The organism is Pseudarthrobacter sp. TAF60_1 (assembly GCF_052113505.1).
GTDB lineage: Bacteria > Actinomycetota > Actinomycetes > Actinomycetales > Micrococcaceae > Arthrobacter.
Genome location: NZ_JBFRDI010000007.1, coordinates 145,733 through 169,537, shown reverse-complemented (window position 1 = coordinate 169,537; position 23,805 = coordinate 145,733). Strand labels below are relative to the sequence as shown.

The 23,805-nt window shown below is 65.1% G+C and carries 22 protein-coding genes and 1 pseudogene; 13 read left to right on the top strand and 10 right to left on the bottom strand.

Annotated elements, in window-relative coordinates; translation table 11 throughout:
- Positions 1–33 precede the first annotated feature (33 nt).
- Positions 34–636 (bottom strand): GtrA family protein, encoded by a 603-nt coding sequence (locus AB4Y73_RS10385; protein WP_441871347.1) that lies wholly within the window; start codon positions 634–636, stop codon positions 34–36.
- 172 nt (positions 637–808) lie between these two features.
- On the opposite strand from AB4Y73_RS10385, the gene AB4Y73_RS10380 reads away from it, so the two are divergent.
- The 4 genes from AB4Y73_RS10380 (at position 809) to manA (ending at position 5,586) form a co-directional block, all read left to right on the top strand.
- A complete protein-coding gene (locus tag AB4Y73_RS10380) occupies positions 809–2,005 on the top strand; it encodes a 5-(carboxyamino)imidazole ribonucleotide synthase (RefSeq protein ID WP_441871346.1) in 1,197 nt (398 codons plus the stop codon).
- Positions 2,002–2,604, top strand: a complete 603-nt coding sequence (gene purE / locus AB4Y73_RS10375) for a 5-(carboxyamino)imidazole ribonucleotide mutase (RefSeq protein WP_441871345.1) — start codon at positions 2,002–2,004, stop codon at positions 2,602–2,604. The genes AB4Y73_RS10380 and purE overlap by 4 nt, the downstream gene beginning before the upstream one ends.
- A gap of 10 nt (positions 2,605–2,614) precedes the next feature.
- Positions 2,615–4,261 (top strand): LCP family protein, encoded by a 1,647-nt coding sequence (locus AB4Y73_RS10370; RefSeq protein ID WP_441871344.1) that lies wholly within the window; start codon positions 2,615–2,617, stop codon positions 4,259–4,261.
- A 68-nt stretch (positions 4,262–4,329) separates the two neighbouring features.
- The gene (gene manA, locus AB4Y73_RS10365; RefSeq protein ID WP_441871343.1) at positions 4,330–5,586 is read left to right on the top strand and encodes a mannose-6-phosphate isomerase, class I; all 1,257 of its coding nucleotides are present in this window, start codon (positions 4,330–4,332) and stop codon (positions 5,584–5,586) included.
- On the opposite strand, the gene AB4Y73_RS10360 is transcribed toward manA, so the two are convergent.
- Both AB4Y73_RS10360 and glpX read right to left on the bottom strand, forming a co-directional pair.
- Positions 5,573–6,670, bottom strand: coding sequence for a lipid II:glycine glycyltransferase FemX (locus AB4Y73_RS10360; protein WP_441871342.1), 1,098 nt, complete (start codon positions 6,668–6,670; stop codon positions 5,573–5,575). The genes manA and AB4Y73_RS10360 overlap by 14 nt on opposite strands.
- A 167-nt stretch (positions 6,671–6,837) precedes the next feature.
- On the bottom strand, positions 6,838–7,860 hold the full coding sequence (gene glpX / locus AB4Y73_RS10355) for a class II fructose-bisphosphatase (RefSeq protein ID WP_441871421.1): 1,023 nt from the start codon (positions 7,858–7,860) through the stop codon (positions 6,838–6,840).
- 218 nt (positions 7,861–8,078) lie between these two features.
- On the opposite strand from glpX, the gene AB4Y73_RS10350 reads away from it, so the two are divergent.
- The 5 genes and pseudogenes from AB4Y73_RS10350 to AB4Y73_RS10330 all read left to right on the top strand — a co-directional run bounded on the left by AB4Y73_RS10350 (position 8,079) and on the right by AB4Y73_RS10330 (position 13,244).
- Positions 8,079–8,759 carry a DUF4245 domain-containing protein gene (locus tag AB4Y73_RS10350; protein WP_441871420.1) on the top strand — a complete coding sequence of 227 codons (681 nt, stop codon included), beginning with the start codon at positions 8,079–8,081 and terminating at the stop codon, positions 8,757–8,759.
- A gap of 9 nt (positions 8,760–8,768) precedes the next feature.
- A complete protein-coding gene (locus AB4Y73_RS10345; RefSeq protein ID WP_441871341.1) occupies positions 8,769–9,383 on the top strand; it encodes a carbonic anhydrase in 615 nt (204 codons plus the stop codon).
- Between the two features lie 75 nt (positions 9,384–9,458).
- Positions 9,459–10,880 carry a class II fumarate hydratase gene (locus AB4Y73_RS10340; protein WP_441871340.1) on the top strand — a complete coding sequence of 474 codons (1,422 nt, stop codon included), beginning with the start codon at positions 9,459–9,461 and terminating at the stop codon, positions 10,878–10,880.
- A 13-nt stretch (positions 10,881–10,893) separates the two neighbouring features.
- Positions 10,894–11,538: pseudogene (locus AB4Y73_RS10335) on the top strand (TetR/AcrR family transcriptional regulator); the annotation flags it as partial.
- A complete protein-coding gene (locus AB4Y73_RS10330; protein ID WP_441871339.1) occupies positions 11,535–13,244 on the top strand; it encodes an MDR family MFS transporter in 1,710 nt (569 codons plus the stop codon). The pseudogene AB4Y73_RS10335 and the gene AB4Y73_RS10330, both read left to right, overlap by 4 nt.
- Before the next feature lie 75 nt (positions 13,245–13,319).
- Here AB4Y73_RS10330 and AB4Y73_RS10325 read toward each other — a convergent pair whose 3' ends face one another.
- A complete protein-coding gene (locus AB4Y73_RS10325; protein WP_441871338.1) occupies positions 13,320–13,790 on the bottom strand; it encodes an NUDIX hydrolase in 471 nt (156 codons plus the stop codon).
- Positions 13,791–13,841: 51 nt separating this feature from the next.
- Entirely contained in the window at positions 13,842–14,399 is a 558-nt protein-coding gene (locus tag AB4Y73_RS10320; protein ID WP_441871337.1) for a prepilin peptidase, read from the bottom strand.
- 59 nt (positions 14,400–14,458) lie between these two features.
- Between AB4Y73_RS10320 and AB4Y73_RS10315 the strand changes: the two genes are divergently transcribed.
- Entirely contained in the window at positions 14,459–15,250 is a 792-nt protein-coding gene (locus AB4Y73_RS10315; RefSeq protein WP_441871336.1) for a hypothetical protein, read from the top strand.
- A 49-nt stretch (positions 15,251–15,299) separates the two neighbouring features.
- Complete coding sequence (locus tag AB4Y73_RS10310) at positions 15,300–15,947, top strand: GNAT family N-acetyltransferase (protein ID WP_441871335.1); 648 nt, start codon at positions 15,300–15,302, stop codon at positions 15,945–15,947.
- 120 nt (positions 15,948–16,067) lie between these two features.
- Here AB4Y73_RS10310 and AB4Y73_RS10305 read toward each other — a convergent pair whose 3' ends face one another.
- Complete coding sequence (locus tag AB4Y73_RS10305; protein WP_441871334.1) at positions 16,068–17,492, bottom strand: PhoH family protein; 1,425 nt, start codon at positions 17,490–17,492, stop codon at positions 16,068–16,070.
- Positions 17,493–17,776: 284 nt separating this feature from the next.
- Complete coding sequence (locus tag AB4Y73_RS10300) at positions 17,777–18,538, bottom strand: isoprenyl transferase (RefSeq protein ID WP_441871419.1); 762 nt, start codon at positions 18,536–18,538, stop codon at positions 17,777–17,779.
- 154 nt (positions 18,539–18,692) lie between these two features.
- Here AB4Y73_RS10300 and trhA point away from each other — a divergent pair, with 154 nt between their 5' ends.
- Positions 18,693–19,412 (top strand): PAQR family membrane homeostasis protein TrhA, encoded by a 720-nt coding sequence (gene trhA / locus AB4Y73_RS10295; RefSeq protein WP_441871333.1) that lies wholly within the window; start codon positions 18,693–18,695, stop codon positions 19,410–19,412.
- Here the strand turns inward: trhA and AB4Y73_RS10290 are convergent.
- The 3 genes from AB4Y73_RS10290 to mca all read right to left on the bottom strand — a co-directional run bounded on the left by AB4Y73_RS10290 (position 19,405) and on the right by mca (position 23,084).
- The gene (locus tag AB4Y73_RS10290; protein ID WP_441871332.1) at positions 19,405–21,636 is read right to left on the bottom strand and encodes a thioredoxin domain-containing protein; all 2,232 of its coding nucleotides are present in this window, start codon (positions 21,634–21,636) and stop codon (positions 19,405–19,407) included. The genes trhA and AB4Y73_RS10290 overlap by 8 nt on opposite strands.
- 98 nt (positions 21,637–21,734) lie before the next feature.
- Positions 21,735–22,064 (bottom strand): hypothetical protein, encoded by a 330-nt coding sequence (locus AB4Y73_RS10285; RefSeq protein ID WP_441871331.1) that lies wholly within the window; start codon positions 22,062–22,064, stop codon positions 21,735–21,737.
- A 114-nt stretch (positions 22,065–22,178) separates the two neighbouring features.
- Positions 22,179–23,084, bottom strand: a complete 906-nt coding sequence (mca, locus tag AB4Y73_RS10280) for a mycothiol conjugate amidase Mca (RefSeq protein WP_441871330.1) — start codon at positions 23,082–23,084, stop codon at positions 22,179–22,181.
- 167 nt (positions 23,085–23,251) lie between these two features.
- Between mca and AB4Y73_RS10275 the strand changes: the two genes are divergently transcribed.
- Positions 23,252–23,710 carry a DUF4307 domain-containing protein gene (locus AB4Y73_RS10275; RefSeq protein ID WP_441871329.1) on the top strand — a complete coding sequence of 153 codons (459 nt, stop codon included), beginning with the start codon at positions 23,252–23,254 and terminating at the stop codon, positions 23,708–23,710.
- The last annotated feature ends 95 nt before the right edge of the window (positions 23,711–23,805 follow it).

Below are 23,805 nucleotides of genomic sequence, written 5' to 3'. Positions count from 1 at the left end.
TACCCGAAACTGCCGGAGAACAAGGGACGCCTGCTAGGGCTGCCGGGCACTTCCCGACGCGTCCTGGTCAGGAACTTCCGAGCTGTGGGCGGTGGCCACCGGCGCTTTCCCACCCTGGACGGTTGCCGCCGCAACGTTGTCATGGTGGTGCACGTCGATGATCTCGTGGTCGTGGGAGAACTCGGGCTCCTGGTCCAGTTCCTGGTTGAACACAAGGAACCGGTAGGCAAAGAAGCGGACCACCGTAGCCACCAGGATTCCCACAACGCCGGCGGCGAACAGCATGTTCTTGTCGGTCACGTTGAACGAATATTTGGCCAAGGCAGTGAACCCCGTTGAGATTCCGATCCCAATGCCGTTAATGAGGATGAACATCACGAATTCGCGAAGTACGTTTGCCTGCCGCCGATGCCGGAAGGTCCACAGCCGGTTGGCAATCCAGGAAAAGACCGTGGCAATGCTGGCCCCGACGAAGCGCGCCTTGGCTTCGCTGTCCGTCATGGGTCCGTGCATCAGGTAATACGTCAGGCCGTTGTCAATGACGAACGCCACACCGCCAACGGCTCCGAATTTGGCTACCTCGCGCCAAAACAGCGAGGCTAGTCCCCGGATACGATCTGCGAGTGAGTTAATCATGACCCTCCATGGCCGTCCATTCTGTGGGCCACACGGCCAGAAGGTTATTTTAGCCCCCAATTCTGGGAACTAACCTGCCCGCCGGGTTGCGCGGCAGCTGAATGGAACTGTTTGCGGGCCCCGTGGCGCCCGAAAGCCGGGATCCGGCGACCTTTTCTGTAGGCTGGCATATGTGACTTTTCCAGTAATCGGCGTGGTTGGTGGCGGCCAACTCGCGCGCATGATGGCCCCAGCCGCCACCGCCCTTGGTTTTGAACTTCGTGTGCTGGCCGAAGCTGAGGACGTTTCAGCCGTCTCAGCTGTCTCCACTTCGCCAGTGGGTGACTACAAGGATCTCCAGACGCTCCTCGACTTCGCGGACGGCCTGGATGTCATGACGTTCGATCACGAACACGTCCCCAACGATCACCTTCGCGAACTTCTGGCCGCCGGCGTGAACGTCCAGCCCGGTCCCGATGCCCTGGTCAACGCGCAGGACAAACTGGTGATGCGGGCTGCCATTGACAGGCTCGGCCTCCCAAACCCGGCATGGGCTGAGGTGGCTGACGTCGCCGCGCTGGTGAACTTCGGCAATGAAATCGGCTGGCCTGTAGTCCTCAAGATGCCCCGCGGCGGGTACGACGGCAAGGGCGTGCAGATAGTCGATTCTCCCGAAGACGCCGCCGGGACCGCTCCGTGGTTCGAGGCCATGAGCCCGCTCCTCGCCGAAGCCAAGGTTGAGTTCAGCCGCGAACTTTCCGCCCTGGTTGCCCGCACCCCCGGTGGCGAAGCGAGGGCCTGGCCGGTGGTGCACACTATCCAGGTGGACGGAGTCTGCGATGAAGTCATTGCGCCCGCCCTTGGCATCCCGCTGGAGGTGGCAGCAGCAGCCGAAGACGCAGCCCTGCGGATCGCCAATGAACTAGGCGTCACCGGTGTGATGGCCGCGGAACTCTTTGAAACACCCGGGACCGGAACCGGCTTCCTCATCAACGAACTCGCCATGCGTCCTCACAACACCGGCCACTGGACCCAGGACGGTTCAGTCACCAGCCAGTTTGAACAGCATTTGCGGGCCGTCCTGGACCTTCCGCTGGGCGCTACCGATGTCCTGGGCCCGGTGGTGGTGATGAAGAATTTCCTGGGCGGCGACAACCAGGACCTGTTCTCGGCGTACCCGGCTGCCCTCGCCAGTGAACCGGCGGCCAAAGTCCACTGCTATGGCAAGTCGGTGCGGCCCGGCCGCAAGATCGGCCATGTCAACCTTGTAGGAGACTCCACCGACGATGTGGACTCGGTCCGGCGACGCGCCACCCGAGTGGCCGCCATCATCCGGGACGGCCGGGTTCCGGCCGACGATTCAGCACGGATTTCCGAGGAGAACGCATGAGCATCGAAACCAACCCCGGGACCGACGACGCCGGAACTGCCGACCCGGGAACGGGACCCATCGTCGGGCTTGTTATGGGTTCAGATTCGGACTGGCCGGTGATGGAAGCCGCGGCTGAGGCCCTGGCTGAATTCGGCATACCTTTTGAAGCCGACGTGGTTTCCGCTCACCGGATGCCCACGGAAATGATCCGGTACGGGCAGACTGCCCACGAACGCGGCCTGCGCGTCATCATCGCGGGTGCCGGCGGGGCGGCCCACCTTCCCGGCATGCTCGCCAGTGTGACTCCCCTGCCCGTTATTGGTGTGCCGGTTCCGCTGAAGACCCTGGACGGCATGGATTCCCTCCTGTCCATCGTGCAGATGCCGGCCGGCGTCCCGGTCGCCACCGTGTCCATTGCCGGCGCCCGCAACGCCGGCCTGCTGGCCGTCCGCATCCTCGCCTCGGGCACGGACGCACTGGCGGCCTCGCTCCGCGCTGACCTTGTGGACTTCGCGCAGGAGCTCAACGATGCCGCCACCCGCAAGGGAGCCAACCTCAGGCAGAAAGTCAGCGAGGTCTTCGCTGACGGCAATGGCGTCCTCCGGGGCAGCCGCTAGGAACGGGAACATGTCCAGAAGCGAACTGCAGCACCCCGCCCCCGGCACGGTCATGACCGACCCCGTTCGGTTTCCGTCCGGAGCCTCGTCCCCTGTCCGGACCAAGCGGGCCTTTGTCCTGCTGCTGATGACGCTTCTGGTGCCCGGAAGCGCGCAGATTGTGGCCGGTGACCGTAAACTCGGCCGAACCGCCCTGCGGGTAACCCTGGGCGTCTGGGTAGTGCTGGTGGCAGCAGTGCTGCTGTTGGTCCTCAACCGGACCCTCCTGATCAATGTCATCACCAACCCCTTCGCTTCACTGGTGATCATCGTGCTCCTGGTGGCGCTCGCCCTCGGGTGGGCATTCCTCTTTATCAACACCCTGCGGCTGATCAGGCCGGTGCTGCTGGCACCGGGGGCGCGCCCCGCCGTCGTGATTTCGCTTGTCATTGCCCTGGTCCTGAGCAGCGGCACCCTGGGTTATGCCGCTTACCTGCTCAACGTGGGGCGCAATGCCATCGGCAATATCTTCTCCGCAGGACCAGCGATAGATCCGGTGGAGGGCCGCTACAACTTCCTGATGATGGGCGGTGACGCCGGTGATGACCGCACGGGCCGGCGCCCGGACAGTCTTTCGGTCCTCAGTGTGGACGCCAAGACGGGCCAGACCGCCATCATCTCCGTGCCGCGTAACCTCCAGAACGCCCAGTTCAGCGAGGGATCCCCCATGCGCAAGATCTACCCGGATGGTTACAACTGCGGTGACGAGTGCCTGGTCAACGCCATCAACACTGAGGTCACCAACAAGTACAAGGACCTGTACCCCGGGGTGGAGGATCCGGGCGCACAGGCGACGCTGGAGGCGGTCTCCGGAACCCTCGGACTCAAGGTCCAGGCCTACGTCCTGGTGGATATGGCCGGCTTCGCCAAACTCATTGATGCCATGGGCGGCATCAAAATCAAGGCGGGCGGCTGGGTTCCGATGAGCGGCTACTTCGACGAGGTTACGCGCACTCACGGCATGCCGCTGGGTTGGATTCCCGCCGGTGAACAAACACTCGATGGCGAACATGCACTGTGGTACGGACGGTCCCGCGAATACGTTGACGACTACTCCCGGATCCAGCGTCAGCAGTGCGTCCAGCAAGCGATGCTGAAGCAGTTGGACCCGGCCACCCTGCTGTCCAAATTCGAAGACATCGCCAGCGCAGGCACCAAGGTGGTGGAATCCAACATCTCCTCGTCCCAGCTTGGCAGCTTTGTGGATCTTGCCATGAAGGCCAAGGGTCAGCAGGTCAAGCGCCTCACCATCGGGCCGCCCGACTTCGACGCGTCCTTCTCCACGGTGCCGGACTTCGACGTCATCCACAGCAAGGTGGACCAGCTCCTCGCATCTGCGTCGGGCCCCCAGGCTGCGGCGTTCGTCGACGGCGTCGTGCAGCCGTCCACTGCTGGCGGACATTTGCAGGCCGCCGGACCGTTGCAGTCTGCTTCCGGCCCGGCAGGCCGATCTGCGCAGCAAACGCCGCCGCCGCCGTCGTCGGACTTCACTCCGGTGACCACAACGCCCGACGGCGAACCGATCACCGCGGAGCTGCTAAACCAGCTCAAGCGGGAAGGTAACGAGGAGGCCATCCGTCAACTCGTGGCCACCAACGGTCAGTGCGCGCCCCTGTAGGCGTGCTGCCGCCCGGCCGCCTGGGCCCCGACGACCCAAAGACCTGAAATTAAGAACGGACACCGGCTGTGTACGAAATTGAGAACGTCCTCCGCGACTACGCCTGGGGATCCACGACGGCGATTGCCGGGCTCCTGGGACGCCCAGAATCCGGCCGGCCGGAAGCCGAAATGTGGATAGGCGCACACCCGGACTCCCCGTCCGTTGCCCGCCGGCCCGACGGCACCACGGTGCCTCTCAACGACCTCATCGCCGAAGACCCGGAACACTACCTCAGCGCCGAATCCGTGGCCGCGTTCGGGCCGAAGCTGCCTTTCCTGACCAAGATCCTGGCGGCGTCCCAGCCCCTGAGCCTGCAGGTCCACCCCAGCCTGGAGCAGGCCAAGGCAGGTTTCGCCCGGGAAAATGCTGACGGTGTTGCTCCGGATGCGCCACACCGGAACTATCGGGACGACAACCACAAGCCCGAAATGATTTTTGCGCTGACCCCGTTCGAGGCGCTGTGCGGGTTCAGGCCGCCGGCGGCCACCCGGAAGATCCTGCTGCACCTGGCGGGCTGCTTCGACCTGGTGGAGAACGAGGTCCCGGCGCTGCTGACCGACCTGCTGCAGTTCCTGGACAATCCGGATGAGGGCGCGGGCCTGCGGAGCGCCTTCGAACGGCTGATCAATGGTGGCGAAGAGGTTTCGCATGCCACCGCGATGGTGGCCGCCGCCCTGATCTCCGGGGCTCCGCTGGCGCCGTACCAAGCGGAGCTGTCCACCGTGGTCAGCCTGAATGAGAAGTATCCCGGGGATCCCGGAGTGTTGCTTTCATTGCTGCTGAACAGGCTTTCGCTGGCTCCCGGCGACGCCGTTTATCTGCCGGCCGGAAATGTCCATGCCTACCTCCACGGTTTGGGCGTAGAGGTCATGGCTTCCTCGGACAACGTGCTCCGGGGCGGGCTGACACCGAAGTTCATTGACGTGCCTGAGCTCCTGAAGACCATCGAGTTCCGGCCTGTGGACGTTCCGCTGCTCACGCCGGAGTTCTCCGCACTGGGCCAGGAACTGTACCGGCCCCCCTTCCGGGAATTCCAGCTTCAGCGGATCGAGCTGGCCCCGGGCGCGGCACCGGTCCCGCTCGCCCAGTCAGGCGCCGTCGTCGTGATTGTGGTGGCGGGAGCGGTGTACCTCGACTCGCCCAAGGGCGACCTCGAGCTGGCCCGCGGCGGCAGCGCGTTCCTGGCCGCCTCTGAGGCCCCGGTGAACGTCCATGCTGTGGCCGGGGCTACGGAGACGGCGGTTGCCTTCGCCGTCACCACCGGCGCTCTTAGCGCCGCGTAACCCGTTTCAGCAGCTGGCGCGCGGCCGGCAGTCCTTTGCTGCGGGCAGCCGGCAGGGCATTCTGCAGTCCCTTGCGGGCGGCCGGCAGAGCCTTTCGGGCTGTCTGCAGTCCCTTGCGGGCGGCCGGCATGGCCCGCGCGTACACGGGGTAGAGGGGTGAGAGCGGCTTCTCCCACGTTCCCATGAGCATGTTCTTGTGCTTGGCGAACTGCTTCTTGAAGTCGGAGATGCCATCGTTGAGCAGGCCGTTGAAGTCGTAGCGCCCGCAGCCGTCCTCGCGCATGGCTGTCAGCGCGGCCCACTTCACGCCGTAATTCACCCGCTGTTTCTGGCCCTCGGCCGAGACACCGCCGTAGAGCTCAAACGCTGTTGCCCCGCTCCGGGACAGCCAGACGAAGGCCAGCAACTGGTCGCCGTCGAAAGCCCCGATGATGGGTGAGCCCTCCCCCATGTTGGCGAAGATATCCCGGTAGTACTGGTCCTCGTGGATCCCGAACCCGGCACGGGCGGCCGTCTCGTGGTAAATGCCCAGTACCTGCTCAAGCTCCGCAGCGGTCTGCACCTTCCGGAAATCCACCTCGCTGCGCATCGCTTTGCGGATGTTGGCGCGCGTGGACTTGGACATGTCCGCCATGAGCTCATCATCGGTCTTGGCCAGATCAAGGATGAGCGTGCGCGGGATCAGCACGGTGTTGGCGGATGGCTTGAAGCCCGCGGCAGCAACTGCGCCTTCGTAAGGGGACTCTGCGTCCCAATCGGGCTCAATGCTCAGCGCCACGCCCCGGTGGCGGGAGGAAGCATAGCTGGCCAGCTGTTCGAGGACGGCGGTGGTGTTTTCGGCGGAGCCCATGGGTCCGCGAGGTACGTAGACCAGCGCCCGGAACGGGAACGGCAGCTTCCGGACCAGCAACTGGGCGCAGCCGAGGATGTCTTCGTCGTCAGTAACCAGGACGCGGTCCACGGACCAGCCATGCATGGCCTTCGTTGCACCCCAGCCCCACAGTTGCTGCGGATGGCCCTGGAACCGGTCAACATATCCGTCCCAGACGGCGCGGTCAGTACAGGGCACAACGGCAAGACTCATGAATTCAACCCTATACCAACGCCCCGTAACGGCCGGCCCCGACCCGGCCCGCCCGTGAAGCCAGACAGCAGCCCGGCAGCATCCAGACCGCCCAAGAAGCCAGGCTGGATACAGAGAAGCGCCCCGCCGCAAATGCGGTGGGGCACTTCTCTCACTGTGCCGTGGAACTAGTTCTTGCGGGCGTAGCCCTCCCACTTGCTGGCCTGGTGCTCGCCGTCAACGAAGCGGATGGTGCCGGACTTGGAACGCATCACGATGGACTGGGTCAGGACCTTGTCCTTGGAGTAGCGGACGCCCCTCAGGAGGTCGCCGTCGGTGATGCCCGTGGCCGCGAAGTAGCAGTTGTCGCTGGACACGAGGTCGTTGGTGGACAGGACGCGGTCAAGGTCGTGGCCGGCGTCGATGGCCTTCTGCTTCTCGTCATCGCTGGTGGGCCACAGCCGGCCCTGGATGACGCCGCCGAGGGACTTGATGGCGCAGGCCGCAACGATGCCTTCGGGAGTACCGCCGATCCCCATGAGGGCGTCAACGCCGGTGCCGGAGCGGGCTGCGGCAATGGCGCCGGCGACGTCGCCGTCCATGATGAACTTGGTGCGCGCACCGGCTTCGCGGATCTCCTCGACCAGCGGGCGGTGACGGTCGCGGTCCAGGATCATGACATTGAGCTGGTTGACCTTCACGCCCTTGGCCTTGGCGATGAGGTGCAGGTTCTGCTTCACCGGGAGGCGCAAGTCGACCATGTCGGCAGCTTCCGGCCCGGTGACGAGCTTCTCCATGTAGAACACGGCGGAGGGGTCGAACATGGAACCGCGTTCGGCCACGGCGAGGACGGCGAGGGCATTGTTGATGCCGAGGGCCGTGAGCCGGGTGCCATCGATCGGGTCAACTGCCACGTCACACTCGGGCCCGGTGCCGTCGCCAACGTGCTCGCCGTTGAACAGCATGGGGGCTTCGTCTTTTTCGCCTTCGCCGATAACCACAACACCGTTGAAGTGGACGGTCTGAAGGAAGGAGCGCATGGCGTCGACGGCGGCGCCGTCGGCCTTGTTCTTATCGCCGAAGCCCACCCAGTGGCCGCCGGCGATGGCCGCGGCTTCGGTGACACGGACAAGCTCGAGTGCAAGGTTGCGGTCCGGCTCGTCGATGCCGACGGCGAGCGACGGGGAAAGCGTGGAGTACTTCTGGGTCATGGACGCTGGTGACACGTGAACCTCTTCTTCGAGTGGCGATCATTGGACCCGCTCAGCCGGATTCAGCAGACGCGGTGATTCCTCTGGTACTGATCATAGTCGCGGGCGCGACCCACGGGTGGTGGCATGACGCCCGGGCGCAACATGGCCCTCGGCGCTGGTTGCGGCCCGAGTGTGAGTTGGGCCGTTACATGCGCGACTATAGAGGGGTGAGCGAAATGCAGGAAAAGACCAGCCCCGGCCCAGATCCCTCTGACTCCGGACCCGCCGTACAGGACGCACCCCAGGCTGACCAGCCTGCTGTGAAGCCCGTGATTCCGGCCGCCGCCGCCAAACGCGCCAACGCGTCCGTGATCGGCATGATCGTTGCCCTGGTGGTCAGCATTGCCGCCTTCCTGCCCATCGTCCTGATGAATCCGCTTCCCAAGAGCGAGGGGTTCCGTCCGGACATCAACGTCAGCGCCGTGGCGGGGAACGCTGCCGATGTGGCGGGATTCACACCGGCCGCCCCCGATACGGCCGGCGCCTTCAGGCCAAATTACGCACGGTGGGAGTCGGGGAGCGGCAGCGGCGTTCCCACGTGGGAGGTGGGGTACATCACGCCGAAGGATTCCTTCATCGGCCTGGTCCAAACCCGGCAGTCCAATCCCACCTGGCTGTTGCAGCAGACCAAAAGCGCCCCCGTCACCGGAACCCGCGACGCCGCCGGCAAGGCCTGGGAGCTCCGGGATGCGGGCAGAGGCGAGAAGAGCATGATCCTGGACTACCGCGGAACCACCGTCATCCTCACTGGGACAGCGCAACTGGACGAATTCACCGTCCTCGCTAACGCCGTCGTGAAGTCCATGGACAGCAACCCGGCCCTAACGGTTTTACCGTCGGCCAGCCCCACGCCGTAAGGTAGGCCAGTGGCTACTTACCTGACTCCCGCCCTCGCCTGGCGCCGGCTGCGCGAAGGCAACGAACGTTTTGTCAACGGCGAATCGTCGCACCCAAACCAGGATGCGTCCCGCCGGTCGTCGCTGGTGGAGAACCAGCATCCGTTTGCCGTGATCTTCGGCTGCTCCGATTCACGACTGGCCGCCGAGATCATTTTCGACCTGGGGCTCGGGGACGCCTTCGTGGTGCGAACGGCAGGACAGGTCATTGACGACGCCGTCCTGGGATCCCTGGAGTACAGCATCAGTGTGCTGGGGGTTCCCCTGATCGTGGTGCTCGGTCACGACAGCTGCGGTGCCGTAACCGCAACGAAATCGGCTGTGGATACCGGCGAGATGCCGATCGGCTTCATGCGGGACCTCGTGGAGCGGATCACTCCCTCCGTACTGACGTCCTTGCGGAACGACCAGCACGAAATCAATGACATGGTGGTGGAGCACACCAAGCAGACGTCACAGCGGCTGGTGGACAGCTCCCGCGTGATTGCCGACGCAGTCGATGAGGGCCGCGCCGCCGTCATCGGTTTGAAGTACAGCCTCGTCGAGGGCCGGGCCAAGCTGGTTTCGGGCATCGGCGAGCTCTAGCCCGGGCCAAAGCCCGGTATGTAGCATGCGGTTCACGGTTTCAGCCCGGGGCGCACCTCGTCCTAAGCTAGCCCCATGACTTCCACTGAAGAATTCCGCATTGAACATGACACGATGGGCGAAGTCCGCGTCCCTGTGAACGCCCTGTACCGCGCCCAGACCCAGCGTGCAGTTGAGAACTTCCCGATCTCCGGCAAAACCCTGGAGCGCGCCCACATCGAGGCGCTCGCCCGGGTCAAGAAGGCGGCCGCGCAGGCCAACGCAGAACTTGGGGTGCTCGACGGCGAGCTGGCCAAGGCGATCGCCGAGGCTGCCGATGAGGTCGCTGCGGGCAAGTACGACGGCGACTTCCCGATCGACGTCTTCCAGACCGGCTCCGGTACGTCCTCCAACATGAACACCAACGAGGTCATCGCCGAACTCGCCTCGCGTGCCCTTAAGGCGGCCGGCAGCGACAAAGTTGTTCACCCGAACGACCACGTCAACGCTTCGCAGTCCTCCAACGACGTCTTCCCCACGTCCGTGCACGTTGCCGCCACCTCGGCCCTGATCAACGACCTCATCCCCGCCCTGGGCTACCTGGCAGAGTCGCTGGAACGCAAGGCCGTTGAGTTCAAGGACGTCGTCAAGTCCGGCCGCACCCACCTGATGGACGCCACCCCGGTGACCCTGGGCCAGGAATTCGGCGGCTACGCAGCCCAGGTCCGCTACGGCATCGAGCGCATCAACGCTTCCCTCCCCCGCGTTGCCGAAGTTCCCCTCGGCGGCACGGCAGTAGGCACCGGCATCAACACCCCCGCAGGCTTCCCGGAGCGGGTCATCGAACTGCTCGCCACCGACACCGGCCTGCCCCTCACCGAAGCGCGTGACCACTTCGAGGCACAGGCCAACCGCGACGGCCTCATCGAAGCCTCCAGCCAGCTCCGCAACATCGCGATCTCCTTCATGAAGATCAACAATGACCTCCGCTGGATGGGATCCGGACCCAACACCGGCCTCGGCGAAATCGCCATCCCGGACCTGCAGCCGGGCTCCTCGATCATGCCGGGCAAGGTCAACCCCGTCATCTGCGAGGCCTCCATCATGGTCTGCGCCCAGGTCATCGGCAACGACACCGCCATCGCGTGGTCGGGCACCAACGGTGCCTTCGAGCTGAACGTCGGCATCCCCGTTATGGCCGCAAACCTGCTCGAGTCCGTGCGCCTGCTGGCCAACACCAGCCGTGTGATGGCCGACAAGATGATCGATGGCATCACCGCCAACGTTGAGCGTGCCCGTTTCCTGGCCGAGGCATCGCCTTCCATCGTCACGCCGCTGAACAAGCACATCGGCTACGAGAACGCCGCCAAGATCGCCAAGAAGGCTGTGGCCGAGGGTCTGACCATTCGTGAGACCGTGGTGGCAATGGGCTTCCTGGAGCGCGGCGAACTGACCGAAGAGCAGCTGGACACCGCGCTGGACGTTATGTCCATGACGCGCCCGCCGCACAAGGCATAGAACCCCCGCTTACGACGGCGGCCTCCGTGAGCGCAAGCGTGCCGCGACCCGGGCAACCGTCACCGCCGTCGCGCGTTCCTTCACTGCTGAGCGCGGCCTGAACGGCTACACGGTGGAAGAGGTCTGCGAACGCGCGGAGATTTCCCGCCGGACCTTCTTCAACTACTTCCCCACCAAGGAAGACGCCATCATTGGCCACGCCGACGATGAGATCCCCGCGGACGTCGTGGAGGAGTTTGTCGCCGGCGGCACATCGTCGCCTCCCGGGGTAATCTCCCCCACCCTGTTTCGTGACCTGATCCGACTCTCGTTGAAGCTGTCCGAGCACATGACAGCTTCCGAAGAGGAGACGCGGCAACTGATCGGCGTCGTCAAAAAAGAACCCCAACTGGTCCTCCGGATCATCGGCGCGACCGAGCACCGGGAGGCACAGTTCGCCCGCGATGTTGCGCGGCGAGAGGGTGTGGCCCCTGACCACCCCGTGGTGCAGATGGCTGTCGCTTTGCTGGGAACCATCGCCCGGAAGAGCAGCATCGCGTATTTCTCCGACGGCAACACACGCCCCTACTCCGAGCTGCTGATGGAAAACATCACCGCCGCCAGCCAACTCTTCTCCCAGCATTTTGTGAAACCAGAACCCATAGAAGGACGACCATGAGCGCCACTGTCAGTTCCAAAGCCGCGACGGGTCCGCTGCTGCTGACCCAGAAGCGCATCTGGATCATCTTTTCGGCGCTCATTGCCGGGATGCTCCTGTCCAGCCTGGACCAGACCATCGTCTCCACGGCCATGCCCACCATCGTGGGGAAGCTCGGCGGCGTCGAGCACCAGGCATGGATCACTACTGCCTACCTGCTGGCCACGACCATCGTGATGCCCATCTACGGCAAGTTCGGTGACATCCTGGGCCGGCGGAACCTCTTCCTCGTTGCCATCGCCCTGTTTACGCTCGCATCGGTGGGCTGTGCCTTGGCCACCGATTTCTGGGGTTTTGTCATCTTCCGTGCCATCCAGGGACTGGGCGGCGGCGGCCTGATGATCCTCTCGCAGGCCATCATTGCTGACATTGTTCCGGCCAAGGACCGCGGTAAGTACATGGGCCCGCTGGGAGCGATCTTCGGACTGTCCGCCGTCGCCGGTCCGCTGCTTGGCGGCTTCTTTGTCGACCACTTGACCTGGGAATGGGCTTTCTATATCAACATCCCCGTCGGTGTCGCCGCCTTTGCCATCGCCTGGTTTACTCTGACTCTGCCGAACAAGAAGGCTGAGAAGCGGATCGATGTCCTGGGCGTTGTCCTCCTGTCTGCGGCCACCACGTGCCTGATCTTTTTCACCGACTTCGGCGGCAAGAAGGACGAGGGCTGGGATTCACCGCTGACCTGGGCATTCGGCGCGGGCCTGCTGGTCACCGCCGCGGCCTTCGTCATGGTGGAACGCCGGGCCGAAGACCCCATCATCCCCCTGAGTCTTTTCAGGAACCGGATCTTCGTCAACGCCACGGCTATCGGCTTCACCCTGGGTCTGGGTATGTTCTCGGCGATCGCTTTCGTGCCCACCTTCCTGCAGATGTCTTCAGGCACCTCAGCGGCTGAGTCCGGCCTGTTGATGCTGCCCATGATGGCGGGTCTGATGGGTACATCGATCTACTCAGGAATCCGGATCTCCAAGACCGGCAAGTACAAGATGTTCCCCATCCTCGGCGCAGCCTTCACGATGGCCGCAATGTTGTGGATGACCACGCTGACGGCCGCTACGCCGATTTGGGTCATCTGCGTCCAGCTGTTCACCTTTGGCGCAGGTCTGGGCCTGATCATGCAGGTGGTGGTTCTGGTGGTGCAGAACTCTGTCCCGGCCGGCCAGATCGGAACCGCGACCAGCACGAACAACTACTTCCGCGAAGTCGGTGCCGCCATGGGAGTGGCAATCTTTGGCGCCATTTTCACCAACAGGCTCTCGGAATCCCTGACGAACGCGTTCACCGGCGCCGGCGCATCGGCGGCGCAGGCCTCCCAGTCCACCAGCTCACTGGATCCGCAGGGTTTGAACCAGCTCCCGGAACAGCTTCGGGATGCAATCGTCAACGCCTACGCGGAGTCGCTGGCCCCGGTGTTCTGGTACCTCATCCCCTTCATTGCCGCTGCGCTGCTGCTTGCAATAACGCTTAAGCAAATACCGTTGTCCGACACGGCCGGCATGGTGGCCCGAGGTGAGGCCATAGGCGGCGAGGAGGCGGATCGGCTGGAGGCAGAGCGACTGGACGCCCGGAGGCAGGGCGGGAAGGGCGCTCCGCCCGCAACAGTCCCGGACGACGCGCTGGACAGCGTCAAGGACGACGACGGCGAACTGGTCTCGCAGCACCGCTGAGCCGTCGCCGGACCGACCGGAAGCCTGCACGGGCGCTGCAATCCGGGGGGAGGTGCGGCGCCCTTGCTGTTTCCGTTACGGTTCGAAGTAAGCAGCCTCCACGGGGGCCACTGCCCGGCGGATGCTCGTCAGGTGGCCCGGCATCAGCTCCGGGAGGTCGTCGATGCTGAACCAGCCGACGTCCAGCGACTCATCATCGTTGACGCACGCAGTCCCTGACACATAGCGGCACCGGAACACCACGTCGAGGAATTCGCAGACGTCCCCGTTCGGGTACGTAATCGGCCCCACTGTTCCCACTGAGACAACACGTTCCGGCTCGGCAACCACCGCTGTTTCTTCAAAGATTTCCCGCACCAGTCCGCGCGCGGGAGGCTCCCCGGGATCCAGCATGCCGCTGATCAGCGCCCAGTGTCCGTTGTCAGCGCGCCTGGCCAGCAGGACACGGCCGGAGTCGTCGAGGACCACGCCCCGGACACCGGGCACCCATAGTGGATCATTTCCGATCTTTTCGCGGAGCTTGAGAATGTAGTCGGGTGCAGGCATCCTGCCAGCTTAGCGGCCGTGGGAAGCGCACCGCCCCGTCATTTCCCTGTGTCAGGCCGGCAGCAGCATGGCGGCTGCCGCCCCAGCGAGCATGAACGGACCGAAGGGGATGGCTGACTTTAGGGTGCCGCGTCGCGCTGCCAGCAGGGCCAGGGACCAGAGGCCGCCCAGCAGGAAGGCCGCGAAGGTGCCCGCAAACACATGAGCCCAGCCAAGGTAACCCAAATACATCCCCAGGACGCCTGCGAGTTTGACGTCGCCAAAGCCCATGCCGGGCGGGTAAACCAGCCGCAGCACAAAGTAAAACACCCAGAGAACTGCTCCGCCGGCCAGAATTCGAAGGGCGGGTACGCCCAAAAGTTCGGCGCCGCCGTCGGGCGTTCCTTGCATGGCACTTGGACCGGCAACAACGTGCGCGATGGCAGCGGCAAGAAGCAGGACTCCCGCAACGGCGTAGGACGGGAAAACAATCCGGTTGGGCAGCAGATGGTGGCGGACGTCGATGACCGCCAGCCGGGCGGCCATCACCAGGAAGTATGCACACGCAGCAAGTACCAGCCAGAACGCCAGCGGGGTGGCGTCCCACAGTCCATCGAGTCGTCGGATCACTCCTCGGATGCTACTGGATTCCGGCGTGGCCGCGCAGGGTCCACGCGTAAACTGTGGATATGTCGACCTGGGACACGAGGCGCCGGCGGGACCCGGCAAGCAGTGGAGCGGCCACAGACCTGACCGCTACTTTCCGGAACCTGTGCCGTTCTTCCCCATGGAAATGGCAGTCCCTGCGGTTTGAATACTGGGATGAGCCGTTTGCCGATGCCCCGGAGGCGGCGCCGCTGGTCCGGGCGTGGCTGCGCCGGCCCGGGGCGCTCCGCCTGGAGACCGCCGACGGTCTGGTCCTCCACAGCACAACGGGGATCAATGACTCGAAGGACGGCTTGTACGTCAGCTCCACGCGGAAGTCCTGGCTGTTGCCGCCGCATCTCGTGGCGCCCGTTTACGACAACGGCGGCCTGGTCAGGCGCCGCCCGGAGGCTGCTTACGGCGAGCCGGGCTTCGGGAACGGCCGCTTCTCGGCGGCACTGGATCCCGTGGAGCTCGCTGGCAATGCTCCTGTGCCGTTGGAATTCCCGGGAATGAACCCGGTCGATGTGGAGGGGGTGCGCCGCGTCGAGCACCAAGGCCGGCCTGCGCTGGAGGCAACTGTTTCGCCCACTGCCTCGTACCGCCCCGCGGATCCGGATGCGCCGCTCTGCCTGCCGGGCAGTAATCGCGTTCGGATCGACCTGGAAACCGGTGTTTGTGTCGCCAGCGCGTCGCTGGAGGACGCCGCGCCGGATCATGGCCACTGGATCCGGATCATAGCGGTTGACGAGTACATGTTGGACGACCTCTTCCTCGCCGAGTCCATGAACCTCACGGACGTGCGCCGCCACATCACGTGGGACATCCGGGCCTGAACCCAACGCTTGACAAGCCGCATCTCCTGCGGTCGGTTAGGCTTCCGTGATGACCGCGCTGACCTCCGTTTGGCCCCTCTTCGGCCTCACCCTGACCACACCCCGGCTGGTGCTACGCCCCATCGCCGACGACGACATCCCGGCCGCTGTCGCAGCGGCGGCGAGCGGCATCCACGATCCCGGCCGGAACCCCTTCAGTAACCCTTGGACGGAACTTCCGGCGGACACGCTGGGCACCAACATGGCCCAGTGGTACTGGCGCTGCCGCGGCCAGGCCACCCCCGAAGACTGGACCCTGCTCCTCGGCATCTGGCAAGACGGCGAGTTCATCGGCTGCCAGGACATCGGTGCCAAGGGCTTCGCCACCCTCAAGACCGTCAGCACCGGTTCATGGCTCAAACAGTCCGTCCATGGCCAGGGCCTGGGCAAGGAGATGCGCGCCGCCGTCTGCCTCTGGGCCTTCGACTGGCTTGGCGCGGAAGTTGCCGAATCGGAGGCCGCTGCCTGGAACACCGCTTCCTTGGGCGTGTCCCGTTCCCTCGGCTATAAGCTCAACGGCACCACCCGCACGTCCTGGGGCAACAAAGCCGTGGACGTCCAAAAAGTCCGCCTCACCCCGGACACGTTCAAGCGCCCCGACTGGAGCCTCAAAGTAGAAGGCCACGAAGCAGCGGCAAAGTTCCTCGGGGCTCGCTAGGGCGGATGTCCGGGGTCCGGTCCGCCGCGACGCGGCTGGAGCGTGGGTGCGCCTTCCGGCAGCGTGCGTCAAAGGCGAGGAACGAGCCAGCACGCAGAGGAAGGGGCACCCGCGCGGACCCTAGATTTCCGCCCCTTCCAGCAGCTCCGTAACCAGTGCTGCGATGGGCGAGCGTTCGGAGCGGGTGAGGGTGATGTGGCCGAAGAGCGGGTGTCCTTTCAGGGTTTCGACGACGGCGGCAATACCGTCGTGCCGGCCGACCCGCAGGTTGTCACGCTGGGCGACGTCGTGGGTGAGGACGATCTTCGAGTTCTGGCCGATGCGGCTCATCACGGTGAGGAGGACGTTCTTCTCCAGCGACTGGGCTTCGTCCACGATGACGAAGGCGTCGTGCAGGGAGCGGCCGCGGATATGGGTCAGCGGCATGACTTCCAGCATGCCGCGATCCATCACTTCTTCCACGACCTCCTGGCTGACCAGGGCACCCAGGGTGTCGAACACGGCCTGCGCCCAGGGGTTCATCTTTTCCGACTCGGAGCCGGGCAGGTAGCCGAGTTCCTGGCCGCCCACGGCGTACAGCGGGCGGAAGACGATCACCTTGCGGTGTTCGCGGCGTTCCAGCACCGCTTCGAGGCCCGCGCAGAGGGCCAGGGCGGACTTGCCGGTGCCCGCCCGTCCGCCGATGGAAACGATGCCGACGGCGGGATCCATCAGCATGTCGATGGCCAGCCGCTGCTCGGCCGAGCGGCCGTGCAGCCCGAACACGTCCCGGTCACCCTTGACCAGCCTGACCTGCTTGTCGGCACCCACCCTGCCCAGGGCCGAGCCGCGGTTGGAGAGAAGCACCAAGCCGGTGTTGACCGGCATTTCCGCGGCTGCGGGGATGAAGACCGGCTCGTGGCCGTAAAGGGTGTTGATTTCGTCTTCGCTGGCTTCCACCTCGGCAATCCCGGTCCAGCCGGAGTCCTGCACCAGTTCGTTGCGGTATTCGTCGGCGGTGAGCCCCATGGCGGAGGCCTTGACCCGCATGGGCAGGTCCTTTGACACCACGGTCACGTTGCGGCCTTCGTTGGCCAGGTTCTTGGCTACTGCCAGGATGCGGCTGTCGTTGTCGCCGCTGCGGAACCCGAGCGGGAGCACGTCAGCGGAGACGTGGTTCAGCTCCACCATCAGGGTGCCCCCGCTGTCACCAATGGGAATTGGTTGGCTTAGGCCGCCGTGCTTGACCCGGAGATCGTCGAGCAGCCGGAGGGCTTTGCGGGCAAAGTAGCCCAATTCGGGGTCGTGCCGTTTCCCCTCAAGTTCGCTGATGACCACGATAGGGACGATGACCTCGTGCTCTGCGAAGCGCAGCAGTGCGCGCGGGTCCGAGAGCAGGACGGAGGTGTCAATGACAAAGCTGCTGATGGTGGCTTCCCTTCCGGAGACGGCAAAACCGGCCGCAGCTTTATCGGCTGCACCGGTTTTTGAGGTAGCTCGCGTGGTGCGAGAGGTAGCTTTCTGTCCCTCGGAAACAACCTCGGGCAGTGGTTCAGAAGTAGCCACATCGACTCCAGCCCCGGGCACATGCCCGGATTTGTTATTGGTGAGGCGGTTCGGCCTGAAGGCCGGACTCGGCCTCCCATACAACCGGTGCGAAAATTCGCTCCATGTACTGGCCTCCCCGAACAGCCGGCGGTTTTGCCTGCTGATGGTTACAACGTAAATCCCCGGCCAGTAATTTCCGAAATCATCCGTCGGCGATTCCTGTTGCCAAATTGTGAACCCCAGATGAACGGGCACGACGGCGGGATACCCGCCCGGGGTGCTGCCGTGCGGGGAAGCCCTGCTCAGGTACCGAAGCGGCGCTGCCGTCCGGTATAATCGCGCAGTGCCCGCAGGAAATCGACCTTGCGGAACGCCGGCCACAGGGCCTCGCAGAAGTAGAACTCGCTGTAGGCGCTCTGCCACATGAGGAAGCCGGACAGCCGCTGCTCCCCGGAGGTCCTGATGACCAGGTCGGGATCGGGCTGGCCGCGGGTGTACAGGAAGCGCGAAATATCGTCCACGCTGAGGCTGTCCGCGAGCGCTGAGATGTCAGATCCCTTGGCGACGGCGTCGTGAAGCAGTTCCCGGACGGCGTCGACGATCTCGCGGCGGCCCCCGTAACCCACCGCAACGTTGACGTGGATCTTTTCCTGCACCGGAGTCCGGGCCGTCAGTTTGTTGAGCCGCTCGGCCAGGTAGTCGGGAAGGAGTTCGGGGGCTCCCATGGCGTTGACCGAGATGTTGGCGTCCTCGTCGAGCCGGTCCAGGGTGTTGGCGATGATCCCCATCAGGAGATCCAGTTCTTCGCTGGAGCGGCTCATGTTGTCCGTGGACAGCATGTACAGCGTGACCACTTTGACGCCGAGTTCCTGGCACCAGCCAAGGAATTCATGGATTTTGTCGGCGCCGGCCTGGTGGCCCTGGCTGGTGGGAGCGTTGAACTGCTTGGCCCACCGCCGGTTGCCGTCCACCATCACACCGATGTGCTTGGGGATGCGGCCGCCGGCCAACTCCCGGAGGAGCCGTCTCTCGTAGAAGCCGTAGAGGAACCCGCCCAATTCCACGAGGAGACTCACCTGACTTCCGTTACTGTTCGACGGCATTGCACATCCTAGGCTACCGTCCGCGGGCAGTGCGCACGCGCCCTCGAGCGTCATCCGGACCGTCGAATTGAGTTACCGGTGAGTAACTTAAGGCGCCGGAGGATATTCTGGAGGCATGAACAGCCAGACTCCCGACGCCGGCCGCGCACCCGAGGCGGACGGCCATAGCCCGGTGGATGACGCCGCGGTCCGGCTGGCCGAACTCCTGATGATCAAGCCCAAGTGGCGTGGCTGGATCCACACGGTCGCCGCGCCGCTGGCGCTGGTCGCAGGCATCATCCTCGTGGCCGTGGCCCCCACCACGGACCGCAAAATCACCTCGGCCATCTACGCCGCCACCGGCGTCCTGCTTTTCGGCGTCAGCGCCGTCTATCACCGCGGAAACTGGTCCCCCCGCGTCAAGATGCTCCTCAAACGGCTGGACCACACCAACATCATGCTGGTCATCGCAGGCAGCTACACGCCGCTTGCCTGGTCCTTGCTTGAACAGCCCAAGGCCGTCCTGCTGCTCTGGGTCATCTGGTCCGGCGCCATCCTCGGAGTCCTGTTCCGCCTCCTGTGGACGAACGCCCCGCGCTGGCTGTATGTGCCCATCTACATCGCCCTCGGCTGCGGATCGCTGTTCTATCTGCCGGAGTTCTTCGCCGCCAGCGTCCCTGCGGCCGTCCTGATCTGCGTGGGCGGCGTCCTGTACATCACCGGCGCCGTGTTCTATGCGCTCAAGAAGCCCAACTTCAGCTACCACCATTTCGGCTTCCACGAGCTCTTTCATGCGCTGACGGTGTTCGCCTTCGGTGCCCATTTCGCGGCTATCCTCATCGCCGTCCTCAGCTGACGGGCCCCGCACCCACCATCAGCTCAAGCCGCGCACGCAGGTCCTCGGGCGTAGCCACAGGACGTTCACACACCATGTTCCGGCACAGATAGGCCAACGGGGATCCGCCCGGCCCGGGTGGCCTGTCCGCAAGCAGCGGGACGGCTTCCGGTTCGGCCGGGACTGGCTGCCCTCCGGAAGGAGCGTCCGACGGCGGAACTTCCGCGCCGCCGTCGTCCTCCACCGCGATCACCAGGCCTGGACTGGCTGACTTGAGCAGCTCCAGGTGCAGTGCCGTCCTTTCGGGACCTGGCGGCCCGACGACGGCGGCCTCCACCGGGCCCGCGAGGGCTGCCTGGGCGGTCGCCAGGAGCCAGCCGGCCACCCGCGGCGCCTGCCCTGCCAGCGGCGGCACGAGCGCAAGGACCTGCGCGGCCAGGGCACGGTGCTCCGCGGACCCGGAAAGCGCGGCGTAGCTGAGCAGGACGCCGGCGAACGCCGCGGCGCCGCTGGGCGTGGCGTTGTCGAACGGGTCCAGGCCCGCCTGACCGCCCTGCGCCGCCCGTACTTGGCCATCTCCCCCGGCGGTGTCGACCAGGCGGCCGCCCACCACGAAGCGGCTGCTGGACGAGTGCACCAGCCGTTCGGCGAAGCGGTACCAGTGCGTCCGGCCGGTGGTGGCGTACAGGGCAAACATGCCCTCTGCGCAGAAGGCATAGTCCTCAAGCAACCCATCCATCCCGCGGGCGGTGCCGGCATGGGAGACCCGGATCAGCGAGCGGGCATCGGCCTGCCAGTGGACGCGTTCAAGGTAGGCGGCGATCGATTCGGCCGCGCCGGTAAAGTCGTCCCGGCCCAACACCGCCCCGGCTTCGGCCAGCGCTGCGACGGCGAGCCCGTTCCAGCCGGCCACCACCTTGTCGTCCCGCGCGGGTTGGGGCCGCAGATTCCTGGCGGTCAGCAGGGTTGGACGGGCCCTGGCCCACAACTCCGTCTCGGCACTGTCCAGGCGCCGCGCGGGGTGCAGGGGCGAGCCGTATTCGGAGACGGTAGCTACCTGCCCGACGTTCATCAGGCGGCCAACAGCGCCTCCGTCGGCGTCGCCCAGCACTTTCTGCAGGCCTTCAACGGTCCAGAGGTAGGCGGCCCCTTCGTGATGTTCACCGTCCACTACGGAGTCGGCATCGAGGGAGGAGGCGAGCGCAAAGCCGGCACCGCCTGAGCCGCCGACAGGGTCGAGGGCGAGGGATTCCAGCATCCACTCTGCGGTACGAACGGCCACGTCCGCCGCTTCCTCGGCGGAGAACACCTCATTGCCGCCCAGGCGCACCCAGTGCACGTATTCACGCAGTAGCTGGGCGTTGTCGTACAGCATCTTTTCGAAATGCGGGACTGACCAGTCCCGGGTCACCGAGTACCGGGCAAAACCGCCGTCCAAGTGGTCGAAGAGCGCCGAGCGGGCCATGGCCGCCAGTGTCCGGCCCGCCATGTCCCTCGCGGCAAGAGCAGTGTCCGAGGGCACCGCGGCGTGCCTGATCAGGAACTCCAGCACGGCCGACGGCGGGAATTTCGGGGCGGCGCCAAAACCGCCGCCGGTCACGTCCTCGGAGCGGGCCAGCGAGGCAACGGCGGCAGGGAGGAGGTCCGGGTCAAGCAGGGGCGGCGGTCCGGACACCGTCACGGCGGCCGAGAGCTGCGCGTCGCTCAGGCTTTGAGCCAGCGACGTGGCGTTTTGTTCCACCGCGTCGCGCCGTTCCTGCCACGCGTCGTTGACCGCTTCCAGCACCTGCCGGAAGGAGGGCCTCCCGGGCATCGGGCGGGGCGGGAAGTAGGTGCCGGCGTGGAAGGCAAGGCCTTCCGGGGTGAGGAAGACGGACATCGGCCAGCCACCTTCGCCGCTGATGGCCTGTGTGGCAGCCATGTACACGGCGTCAACGTCGGGACGCTCTTCCCGGTCCACCTTCACGGCCACGAAATGCGCATTCAGATAGTCGGCGGTTTCCCTGTCCTCAAACGACTCATGCGCCATGACGTGGCACCAGTGACAGGCCGCGTAGCCGATCGACAGGAACACCGGAATGTCCCGGCTGGCGGCGGCGGCGAAAGCCGCATCACCGAACGGCTGCCAGTGGACGGGATTACCCGCGTGCTGGCGCAGGTACGCGGAAGGTTCACCGCCCAGGGCGTTGGAAGCGGTGGCGGGCGCGGCCTCCTGTGCAGGACGGCCCTGGCTCTCGCTGTTCATCCGTGTCCCCTTCGTTCACTCACGGCAGGGAATGTTGCTGCCAGTCCCAGTCTACGGAAGCAGGGTGAGCGAGGTGGGGCCGCGGGAATGGTGCCCGTCTACTCCCGCGGGCCTCGCCGGTTGATGTCTGAGCCGTCCTGGGCGCGGCTCTGGATGCCATCCTCCACGGGATGACGGACGTCGTCGGCTTCAATGTCTGCCGCCTCCGCCGCTGCCTGGCGTTCCTCTTCCACCTGGCCCCGGTACCGGACCCGCCGGATGCGACGGACCATGTCCACAATCAGCACCGCGGTGGCCAGTACAAAAAAGGCCGTCATGATAAAGCCCCACAGGCCCGGAGTGATCTGGTCCTCGGAGATGCCCTCCCGCAGGCCGGGGGTGGGCAAGGGCGTAGGCGTGGTGGACAAAGCCAGGAGCAACTGATGCACGGTTTAACCTTCTATGGAAACTGGTGGGCAGCCGGCGACGGTTTCCGCACCCGGGGCCGCTGGACCCGGATCATCCCACCGCTTTTCTACACGGCATAGAATAATCTGCCGCATCTATCTTAGCCCGGCGAACAGATCCTTCTCTGGGAAGGTGGCCGGAATCCTGGACTCGATCAGCGAATAGTCTTCCCACGGCCACACCCGGCGTTGCATCTCAGCGGACACGGCAAAGAAGAACCCCAGGGGATCCACTTGGGTACGGTGTGCCCGCAGTGCGTCGTCGCGGGCCTCAAAGTAGTCACCGCAATCAATCTGGGTGGTGGTGGTATGGGTGCCGGGCGGCGGTGTATGGCCTTCGGCGTCCGCTTCGAGCCAGGCGGCAAGACGCTCCGCGTATGGCGACCGCAGCCCGGCTTCCTCAAGGGCAAAGTGCAAAGCACGGAATCGGGCAGGGTTGAAGGCGCGGTCGTAGTAGAGCTTGCTGGGCTCCCAGGCAGGGCCTGTTCCCGGGTAGCGGGCCGGATCGCCGGCAGCGGCAAAGGCCTCCACGGCCACCCGATGGGCCATGATGTGGTCGGGATGCGGGTATCCCCCGTTCTCGTCATAGCTCACCATGACGTGCGGCTTGAAGTCCCGGACCAGCCGCACCAAGGGCGCAGCGGCGTGCTCCAACGGCTGCAGCGCGAACGATCCGGCCGGCAGGGGCGGCAACGGGTCGCCCTCGGGCAGGCCCGAATCCATAAACCCCAGCCAGCGCTGTTTGATGCCCAGGATCCTGGCCGCCTGATTCATCTCCAGCCGCCGCGCCCCCGCCATGTCCCGTTTTGGATGGGGCGCACCTTCCACTGCGGGATTCTGGATATCGCCCCGGGAGCCGTCCGTGCAGGTGGCCACCATGACGTCCACGCCGGCGGCAGCGTACATGGCCATGGTGGCCGCGCCCTTGCTGGACTCGTCATCCGGGTGCGCATGAACGGCGAGCAGACGGAGCGGAGCCGGGCTTTGAGTGGACGCTGTCATCGAAGGACGGCTCCTTTTTCTTCTGGGGCTGGCATTTCGGCCACTTGCCTTAACGGGCTGGGGAACAATGACGGCTGCGGTATTGATGCGGGGGCAGAGCGTGGTCACGGACCGGCTGCATGATCCGCTGGGACGGGCACGGTCCGGATCCGAACTAAACTGGACTGGTGACTACCCAGGATCAGCCCGCCGTGTCCCCGCCTGCAGACACTAGCCTAGCCAATCGTTATGGCGGTCAAAAGCGGCCCCTTTCGCGGGCGGCCAAACGCGGCATCGCCGTGGCAGGCCTTGCAGTCGGCGTCGGTTTTATGGCCTGGGTCTCCACATCCTCAGCTGCCTCTGGCGTAACGTTCAAGGACATTGGCTTCAGTACTGTCGATGCCACGCAGGCCGAGGTTGATTTCCAGGTCACCAGGGAGCCGGGCACGGCCGTAAAGTGCGCTGTGAAAGCCCTGGATTCCAAGTTCGCCGTGGTGGGCTGGAAAGTTGTGGACATCCCACCGGGAGCAGCGGACAAAACGGCCGACGGCGGCCGAACCGTCGCGCAGCGCGTGGCACTGCGGACCGAGTCGCCTTCCGTTTCCGGTGTGGTGGATAACTGCTGGGCCCCGGAAAGCGGAAAGTAACTTCATGTGATCTGCGCCGCATCCCCTTTGGGATATCTCCAGAGTTTTGACTACAATGGACCAATACCTTTACCCCGCTGAGCTGGTTACTGAGT

Bases quoted from the DNA above. Each gene is read 5' to 3' on its own strand.
- AB4Y73_RS10370 (WP_441871344.1), top strand. From the start codon at position 2,615: ATGTCCAGAAGCGAACTGCAGCACCCCGCCCCCGGCACGGTCATGACC.
- AB4Y73_RS10340 (WP_441871340.1), top strand. From the start codon at position 9,459: ATGACTTCCACTGAAGAATTCCGCATTGAACATGACACGATGGGCGAA.
- AB4Y73_RS10315 (WP_441871336.1), top strand. From the start codon at position 14,459: ATGTCGACCTGGGACACGAGGCGCCGGCGGGACCCGGCAAGCAGTGGA.
- mca (WP_441871330.1), bottom strand. From the start codon at position 23,084: ATGACAGCGTCCACTCAAAGCCCGGCTCCGCTCCGTCTGCTCGCCGTT.
- trhA (WP_441871333.1), top strand. From the start codon at position 18,693: ATGAACAGCCAGACTCCCGACGCCGGCCGCGCACCCGAGGCGGACGGC.
- AB4Y73_RS10290 (WP_441871332.1), bottom strand. From the start codon at position 21,636: ATGAACAGCGAGAGCCAGGGCCGTCCTGCACAGGAGGCCGCGCCCGCC.
- AB4Y73_RS10385 (WP_441871347.1), bottom strand. From the start codon at position 636: ATGATTAACTCACTCGCAGATCGTATCCGGGGACTAGCCTCGCTGTTT.
- AB4Y73_RS10330 (WP_441871339.1), top strand. From the start codon at position 11,535: ATGAGCGCCACTGTCAGTTCCAAAGCCGCGACGGGTCCGCTGCTGCTG.
- AB4Y73_RS10310 (WP_441871335.1), top strand. From the start codon at position 15,300: ATGACCGCGCTGACCTCCGTTTGGCCCCTCTTCGGCCTCACCCTGACC.
- glpX (WP_441871421.1), bottom strand. From the start codon at position 7,860: ATGACCCAGAAGTACTCCACGCTTTCCCCGTCGCTCGCCGTCGGCATC.
- AB4Y73_RS10325 (WP_441871338.1), bottom strand. From the start codon at position 13,790: ATGCCTGCACCCGACTACATTCTCAAGCTCCGCGAAAAGATCGGAAAT.
- AB4Y73_RS10360 (WP_441871342.1), bottom strand. From the start codon at position 6,670: ATGAGTCTTGCCGTTGTGCCCTGTACTGACCGCGCCGTCTGGGACGGA.
- purE (WP_441871345.1), top strand. From the start codon at position 2,002: ATGAGCATCGAAACCAACCCCGGGACCGACGACGCCGGAACTGCCGAC.
- AB4Y73_RS10350 (WP_441871420.1), top strand. From the start codon at position 8,079: ATGCAGGAAAAGACCAGCCCCGGCCCAGATCCCTCTGACTCCGGACCC.